Consider the following 8,108-nt stretch of genomic DNA (forward strand, 5'->3'; position numbering starts at 1 on the left):
GGGTGGCGTGGGTGGCGCGGCGCGGCGTACCGGTGGTGCACGCGTGCGGACCTGTGGTGTGCGGCGTTCCGGCTGCCAGACGGCCGGAACGCCGCACACTCGGGCCCGGGCCCGGGCCCGAGCCCGGCCCGAGGTCCGTGTCCGGTGGCCCGCGGCGTCAGGCCGTCGCGGGGGCCCCGCCGCGTCGGCGACGCACGACGACCCCCGTCGCCCACGCCACGAGCGCGGTGACGGCGACGCCGACGACGGCGCCCACCGCGACGTCGTGCGGGTAGTGCACGCCCTCCATGACACGGCCCGCGGCGGCCACCGCCGCGACGCCGACGCCCGACCACGCCACCCACGCCGCACGCACGGCCACCGCGAGCACGACCACCGCGGCGAACGCGACCGTCGCGTGGTTGGACGGCAGCGACCAGTCCCCGGGCGGCGGGCACTGCGCGGCGTACGCCCACCGCGTGCACGGCCGCTCCTGCGTGAGGACCAGCTTGAGCCCCTCGCTCGTGCCGTACGCGAGCGGCACGCCTGCGGCGGCCGCGAGGGTCACGGGCAGCCGGTCGCGGTGCGCGCGCCACACGTGCACCCCGGCGGCGGCGACGCCCGTCGCGAGCAGCCCCAGCGCCGCGAGCGACACCAGGTCGACGCCGGGCGTGCCCGCCGTCGTGGAGGCGACGGCGCGGTAGAGCCGAGGGCTCAGGCTCCCGGGGACGGGCAGGAGCAGCAGCACCACGACGGCGGCGGCGAGGGCGGCGAACGGTGCCAGCGTGCGGCGGTCGAGTGCGGTCATGCCGGTGACGCTAGGCGCCTGACCTGCGGCGTCGCGTCGGCCCGGGGGTGGTCCGGCCCGTCGCGCGCGTCCCCCCGTGGTGGGGCGCCGCGTCGGCCCGGGGGCCGAGCGGGTGTCCGTGGCCGCGGTGCAGGCCCGCCCCGGCCGCGGTGCGGGCCGCCCAGTCGTGATGCGGGGCCGTCCCGACCACGGCGGGGTCCCGCACGCCGGCGGGTCCGACACGACGTGGACGCCCGCCCAGGGTTCGTCCCATGTGCGCGAGGATGGCGACGTGACGTCCCGCCCCCGCACCTGCCGTCCCCCTCGCGCCGCATGAAGGCGCCCGCCTGGCTCCGGTGGCTCGACCCGCTGACGGCGATGATCGTCGGCGTCCTCGTGCTCGGGCTGCTGGTGCCCGTGCCGGAGGCCGTCGGCGAGGTGCTCGACGTCGTGCGCACGGTCGCGATCGTCGTGCTGTTCTTCCTGTACGGCGCGCGCATGCCCACGCGCGAGGTCGTCGACGGGCTCAAGCGGTTCCGCCTGCAGGGTTCGATGCTCGCGGCGACGTACGTGCTGTTCCCGGTGCTGGGCCTGCTCGTGCAGCTGCTGCCGGACGCGGTGCTCGACCCCGACCTGCGCCGCGGCGTGCTGTACCTGGCGCTGCTGCCGTCGACCGTGCAGTCCTCGGTGCTGCTGACGTCGGTCGCGCGCGGCAACGTCGCCGGGGCGATCACGGGCGCGACGATCTCCAACGTGCTCGGCGTCGTCATCACGCCCGTCCTCGTGGCCGTGCTCATGGGCGCGACGGGTGCCGGCATCGACAGCGGCGCGATCACCGGGATCCTGCTGCAGCTGCTGCTGCCGTTCGTCGCCGGCCAGGTCGCGCAGCCGTGGATCGGCGCGTGGCTGCGCGGGCACGGGCACGTCACGCGCACCACCGACCGCACGACGATCCTGCTGGTCGTGTTCACGGCCGTGAGCGAGGCGCAGACGTCGGGTGCGTGGGACCACCTCACGGCCGGTGCGCTCGTGGTGCTGCTCGTGGTGTGCGCGGTGGTGCTCGCGGCGATGCTGACGATCACGTGGCGCGGCGGCGGCCTGCTGGGCCTCGACCGCGGCGACCGGATCGCGCTGCTCATGTGCGGGTCCAAGAAGTCCGCCGCGACGGGGCTGCCGATGGCGGCCGTGCTGTTCGCGCCCGCGGTCGCGGCGAGCGTCGCGCTGCCGGTGATCGTGTTCCACCAGCTGCAGATCGTGGTGTGCGCGATGCTCGCGCGGCGCCTCGCGCGCACCGACCCCGAGCCGGAGCCCGCGCGCCCCTGAGCCCGCGCCCCCGAGCTCGGCGCCTCCGAGCCCCGCGCCTCCGAGCCCCGCGCAGCCGCAGCGGGGGCCGCTGGGCCCGCGTCACGGCGCCAGCCGGTACCCCCGCGCGGGTTCGGTGAGCAGGTGCCGCGGGTGCGCGGGGTCGGGCTCGAGCTTGCGCCGCAGCTGCGCGACGTACACGCGCAGGTAGTGGCTCTCGGTGTCGAGGTACGGGCCCCGCAGCTCGCGCAGCAGGTCGGCGCGGTCCACCACGCGGCCGACGTTGCGCGCGAGGATCTCCAGCAGGTGCCACTCGGTGGGCGTGACCTGCACGTCGGTGCCGTCGGGGCGCTGCACGCGCCGCGCCGCGAGGTCGACCGTGAACGCCGCGGTCCGCACCTGCGGGCGCCCCGCCTGCGGCACGGCGCGACGCACGGCGGCCCGCAGCCGCGCCATGAGCTCGTCCATCGCGAACGGCTTGGTCACGTAGTCGTCGGCGCCCGCGTCGAGCGCCTCGACCTTGTCGTCCGACGTCTGGCGCGCCGACAGCACGACGACGGGCGTCGAGGACCACACGCGCAGCGCGCGCAGCACGTCGAGCCCGTCGACGTCCGGCAGCCCCAGGTCGAGCAGCACCAGGTCGGGCGGGTCGCCCGCGAGCAGGTCGAGCGCGGCCGTGCCGGTCGCGACGGCGTGCACGTCGTACCCGTGCACGCGCAGGCTCACGCCCAGCGCACGGGCCAGCGCCGGGTCGTCCTCGACGACGAGCACACGGGTCACGCGCCACCTCCGTCCAGCGGGATCGTCAGGACCATGGTGAGGCCGCCGCCGGGCGTGTCCTCGGCGTCGAGCGTGCCGCCGTCGGCCTCGACGAACCCGCGCGCCACCGCGAGGCCCAGGCCGAGCCCGTGCCCGCGGGGTGCGTCGTCGAGGCGCTGGAACGCCGTGAACATCGCGGCCTTGCGGTCGTCGGGCACGCCGGGGCCGTGGTCGACGACGCGGACGACGACGACGTCGTCGACCTGCCCCGCGCTCACGCGCACCGGCGGGCCGCCGTAGCGCACGGCGTTCTCGACGACGTTGGCGAGCGCACGCTCGAGCAGCGCGGCGTCGACCGTGACGAGCGGCAGGTCCTCGGGGACGTCGACGTCGACCGCGCCCTCGGGCACGCCGGCCAGGGCCGCGGGCACGACCTCGTCGAGCGCGACGGGCGCGCGGCGCGGCACGACCACGCCCGCGTCGAGGCGGCTCATGTCGAGCAGGTCGTCGACCAGGTGCTGCAGCCGGTCGGCGTTGTGCTCGGCGTCGCCCAGCAGCGCCGTGCGCTCGTCGGCGGGGATCGCGTCGCCGAGCGAGCGCAGCGCCGACACCGACGCCTTGATCGCGGCGAGCGGCGTGCGCAGGTCGTGCGACACGGCCGCGAGCAGCGCGGTGCGCATGGCCCCGCGCTCGCGCTCGGCGCGTGCCGTGCCGGCCTCGACGCGCAGCGCGTCGCGCTCGAGCACGGCCTCGACCTGCAGCCCGACGGCGCGCGCGAGCCGCACCTCGTGCGGCGGCGGCGTGCGGCCCGTGAGCACGAGCCGCAGCGCGTCGGTCACGGGGACCTCGGTGGGGCCGTCGTCGGGCGCATCGTCGAGAACTGCGCCGAGAGCCGCACCCGGGGCGGCGTCGGGAGCCGCGCCAGGGGTCGCGCCGGGAGTCGCCGCCCCGGCCGCGGGTGCGTGCGCGGTCGCGACGTCCACCCACGGCGCGGCGGGGGCCGCCCGGCGCTGCGCCACGACGTGCCGCAGCCGCAGCGCCTCCCGCAGCGCCTCGAGCGCCGCGCCCGCGGGGTCCTCGCCGCCGAGCGACGCGGCCGCCGTCGCGGCGAGCGTGTCGGCCTCGGCGCGGGCGCGCGCGGCCTCGGCGGTGCGGCGCGCCGCGAGGTCGACGACCGCCGACACGCCGATCGCGACGGCCACGAGCACGACGATCGCGAGCGCGTTGCGCGGCTCGGTGATGCTCCACGTGCCGACCGGCGGTGCGAACAGCACGTTGCTGAGCGCGCCCCCGAGCGCGGCGGCGACGAGCGCGGGCACGAGCCCGGCGACGAGCGCGACGCCGACCGTGAGCGCGAGGAACAGCATGAGCGCGATGGACAGCGTGTCCCACGTGGTCGCGGCGTCGAGCACGAGCGCGAGCGCGGGCGGCCCGGCGAGGGCCAGCCCCCAGCCGAGCAGGCGGCGCCGGGCCGTGAGCGTGCCGCGGCGCGGCGGGCGCCGGAACCGCCGGCCGCCCGCGTGCGGGTGCGTCACGACCAGCACGTCGATGTCCCCGGCGTCGCGGATCACCTCGGTGCCGACCCCGGGCGAGAGCGCCTGCGCGAGCCGCGAGCGCCGCGTCACGCCGAGCACGATGCGGCTCGCGTTGACGCCGCGCGCGACCTCCAGGACGGCGCCCGCGACGTCGTCGGCGACGACCGTGTGCCACGTGCCGCCGAGCTGCTCGACCAGCAGGCGCTGCCGGGCCAGCGCGTCGGGCGGCGCGCCGCGCAGGCCGTCGCCGCGCAGCACGTGCACCGCGAGCAGCTGCCCGCCGGCGGACTGCGCGGCGATCCGCGCGCCGCGCCGCAGCAGCGTCTCGGTCTCGGGCCCGCCGGTGACGGCGACCACGACGCGCTCGCGCGCGGGCCACGGGTCGCTGATGCCGTGCGCGGTCCGGTACGCCTCGAGCGCGTCGTCGACGCGGTCGGCGGTCCACAGCAGCGCGAGCTCGCGCAGGGCCGTGAGGTTGCCGACCCGGAAGTACTGCGTGAGCGCGGCGTCGACGGTCTCGGCGGCGTACACGTTGCCGTGCGCGAGGCGCCGCCGCAGCGCCTCGGGGCTCATGTCGACCAGCTCGATCTGGTCGGCGCGTCGCACGACCGCGTCGGGCACGGTCTCCTGCTGGCGGACGCCCGTGATGGCGCGCGCGACGTCGTTGAGCGACTCGAGGTGCTGCACGTTGACGGTCGTGACGACGTCGATGCCCGCGGCGAGCAGGTCCTCGACGTCCTCCCACCGCTTGGCGTGCCGGCCGCCGGGTGCGTTGGTGTGCGCGAGCTCGTCGACCAGCGCGATCTCGGGGTGCCGCGCGAGCACCGCGTCGACGTCGAGGTCGGTCAGCGTGGTGCCGCGGTGCTCGACCGTGCGGCGCGGCACCACCTCGAGGCCGTCGAGCAGCGCGGCGGTGCCCGCGCGGCCGTGCGTCTCGACGAGCGCGACGACCACGTCGGTGCCGCGCTCGACCCGGCGCCGCGCCTCGTCGAGCATCGCGTACGTCTTGCCGACCCCGGGCGCCGCGCCCAGGTACACCCGCAGGCGGCCGCGCCGCACGTCGTCCACGGGACCGATCATCCCGCCGCGGCGGCGACCGCGGCGTTCAACGTGACGACGTCGACGCGCGGCTCGCCGAGGAACCCGAGGTCGCGGCCGGACGTCGCGTCCACGACGAGCCCCCGCACCTGCGCCTCGGGCAGCCCGCGCTCGCGCGCGACGCGCGGCACCTGCAGCGCCGCGTACGCCGGGCTGATGTCGGGGTCGAGCCCCGACGCGGACGCCGTCACCGCGTCGGCCGGCACGGCGGCGGGGGAGACGCCCTCGCGCGCGGCGACCTCGGCGCGCCGCCGCTCGACCGTCGCGAGCAGGTCGGGGTTCTGCGGGCCGAGGTTCGACGCGCCCGACGCGAGCGCGTCGTACCCGTCACCCGCCGCGGACGGCCGGGGCAGGAACCAGCCGGGGCCGTCGAACGCCTGGCCGACCAGGCGCGAGCCGCGCACCTGCCCGTCGACGACCAGGGGCGACCCGTCGGCGCGGTCGGGCACGACGCGGCCCACGGCCCACACGGCCGTCGGGTACGCGACGCCGAGCAGCAGCGTGAGGGCCAGGAGCAGGCGCAGGCCGCCGAGGGCCTGCCGGGCGAACGCGGTCACGTCGGTCTCCTTCAGAACCCGGGCAGCAGCGCGACCACGAGGTCGATCAGCTTGATGCCCACGAACGGCGCGACGAGGCCGCCGACGCCGTAGACCAGCAGGTTGCGGCGCAGCAGCACCCCGGCCGCGGCGGGCCGGTACCGCACGCCGCGCAGCGCGACGGGCACGAGCGCGACGATCACGAGCGCGTTGAACACCACGGCCGACAGCACAGCCGACTGCGGCGAGTGCAGGCGCATGACGTTGAGCGCGTCGAGCTGCGGGTACAGGCCCGCGAACATCGCCGGGAGGATCGCGAAGTACTTCGCGACGTCGTTGGCCAGCGAGAACGTGGTCAGCGCGCCGCGCGTGATGAGCAGCTGCTTGCCGATCGCGACGATCTCGATGAGCTTGGTCGGGTCCGAGTCGAGGTCGACCATGTTCCCGGCCTCCTTGGCGGCCGACGTGCCGGTGTTCATCGCGACGCCCACGTCGGCCTGCGCGAGCGCGGGTGCGTCGTTGGTGCCGTCGCCCGTCATCGCGACGAGCCGCCCCTCGGCCTGCTCGCGGCGGATGAGCGCGAGCTTGTCCTCCGGCGTGGCCTCGGCGAGCACGTCGTCGACGCCGGCCTCCTCGCCGATCGCGCGCGCGGTGAGCGCGTTGTCGCCCGTGATCATCACGGTGCGGATGCCCATGCGACGCAGCTCGTCGAAGCGTGCGCGCATGCCGGGCTTGACGACGTCCTTGAGGTGGACGACCCCGAGCGCCCGCGCGGGGGCACCGGCCACGCCCTCGGCGACGACGAGCGGCGTGCCGCCCGACCCCGCGATCTCGTCGACCGCGCGCGCGACGTCCGCCGCGGGGCTGCCGCCGTGCTCGCGCACCCACGCGAGCACGGCCGACGCGGCGCCCTTGCGGACCTGCCGCGCGGGCGTCGCGCCGTCGGCCGGCAGGTCGACCCCGCTCATGCGGGTCTGCGCCGTGAACGGCACGAACGTCGCGCCCGCGACGGCCGTGCCGCGCAGGCCGTGCGCGTCCTTGGCGAGCACGACGACCGAGCGGCCCTCGGGGGTCTCGTCGGCGAGCGAGGACAGCTGCGCGGCGCGCGCGAGGTCCTCGACGGTGACGCCCTCGGCGGGCACGAACCCGACGGCCTGCCGGTCGCCGAGCGTGATGGTGCCGGTCTTGTCGAGCAGCAGCACGTCGACGTCGCCCGCGGCCTCGACCGCGCGCCCCGACAGCGCGAGCACGTTGCGGCGCACGAGCCGGTCCATGCCGGCGATGCCGATGGCCGACAGCAGCGCGCCGATGGTCGTCGGGATGAGGCAGACCAGCAGCGCGACCAGCACGACGAGCGGCTGCGGCTGCCCCGAGTACACGGCGAGCGGCTGCAGCGTCACGACGGCCAGCAGGAACACGAGCGTGAGCGCCGCGAGCAGCAGGTCGAGCGCGATCTCGTTGGGGGTCTTCTGCCGGGCCGAGCCCTCGACCAGCGCGATCATGCGGTCGAGGAACGTCTCGCCGGGCTTGGCGGTGATGCGCACGACCACGCGGTCGGACAGCACGCGCGTGCCGCCCGTGACGGCGCACCGGTCGCCGCCGGACTCACGGATCACGGGTGCGGACTCGCCCGTGACGGCCGACTCGTCGACCGACGCGACGCCCTCGACCACGTCGCCGTCGCCCGGGATCGTCTGGCCGGCCTCGACCACGACGAGGTCGCCGACGGCCAGCGCGGTGCCCGCGACCTCCTCCTCGGTGCCGTCGGCGCGCAGCCGCCGCGCGACCGTCGTGCTGCGCGTGCGGCGCAGCGAGTCGGCCTGCGCGCGGCCGCGGCCCTCGGCGACGGCCTCGGCGAGGTTCGCGAACAGCACGGTCGCCCACAACCACGCCGCGATGGCCCACGCGAACGCCGACGGGTGCAGCACCGCGAGCACCGTGCAGGCCAGCGCGCCGACCCACACGACGAACATCACGGGCGTGCGGACCTGGTGGCGCGGGTCGAGGCGGCGCGCGGCCGGGCCGAGCGCCGCGAGCAGCTGGCGCGGGCCGAACGCGCCGCCGGTCCGTGCCGCGGACGTGCGGGCGGCCGTGGGTGCGGCGGGGCCGGCG

General features: G+C 77.2%; 6 protein-coding genes. 1 reads left to right on the forward strand and 5 read right to left on the reverse strand.

The features are described from left to right. Positions 1 to 157 precede the first annotated feature (157 nt). Positions 158 to 787, reverse strand: coding sequence for a phosphatase PAP2 family protein (locus ATM99_RS03160; RefSeq protein ID WP_062101485.1), 630 nt, complete (start codon positions 785 to 787; stop codon positions 158 to 160). A 312-nt stretch (positions 788 to 1,099) separates the two neighbouring features. Between ATM99_RS03160 and ATM99_RS03165 the strand changes: the two genes are divergently transcribed. After that, positions 1,100 to 2,089: a bile acid:sodium symporter family protein gene (locus tag ATM99_RS03165; protein ID WP_062101486.1), complete on the forward strand. Its 990-nt coding sequence runs from the start codon at positions 1,100 to 1,102 to the stop codon at positions 2,087 to 2,089. Positions 2,090 to 2,170: 81 nt separating this feature from the next. Here the strand turns inward: ATM99_RS03165 and ATM99_RS03170 are convergent, their stop codons facing one another. The 4 genes from ATM99_RS03170 to kdpB form a co-directional block, all read right to left on the reverse strand. Continuing rightward, positions 2,171 to 2,848: a response regulator gene (locus ATM99_RS03170; RefSeq protein WP_046529420.1), complete on the reverse strand. Its 678-nt coding sequence runs from the start codon at positions 2,846 to 2,848 to the stop codon at positions 2,171 to 2,173. Continuing rightward, positions 2,845 to 5,430: an ATP-binding protein gene (locus ATM99_RS03175; RefSeq protein WP_369797977.1), complete on the reverse strand. Its 2,586-nt coding sequence runs from the start codon at positions 5,428 to 5,430 to the stop codon at positions 2,845 to 2,847. Before ATM99_RS03175 ends, ATM99_RS03170 begins: the two co-directional genes overlap by 4 nt. An 8-nt stretch (positions 5,431 to 5,438) precedes the next feature. Beyond that, positions 5,439 to 6,017 carry a potassium-transporting ATPase subunit KdpC gene (kdpC, locus tag ATM99_RS03180; protein ID WP_062101487.1) on the reverse strand — a complete coding sequence of 193 codons (579 nt, stop codon included), beginning with the start codon at positions 6,015 to 6,017 and terminating at the stop codon, positions 5,439 to 5,441. A gap of 11 nt (positions 6,018 to 6,028) precedes the next feature. Continuing rightward, a partial coding sequence (gene kdpB, locus ATM99_RS03185) for a potassium-transporting ATPase subunit KdpB (protein ID WP_062101488.1) occupies positions 6,029 to 8,108 on the reverse strand: 2,080 nt, incomplete at its 5' end.

It is taken from the genome of Cellulomonas sp. B6, assembly GCF_001462455.1.
Lineage (GTDB): Bacteria > Actinomycetota > Actinomycetes > Actinomycetales > Cellulomonadaceae > Cellulomonas.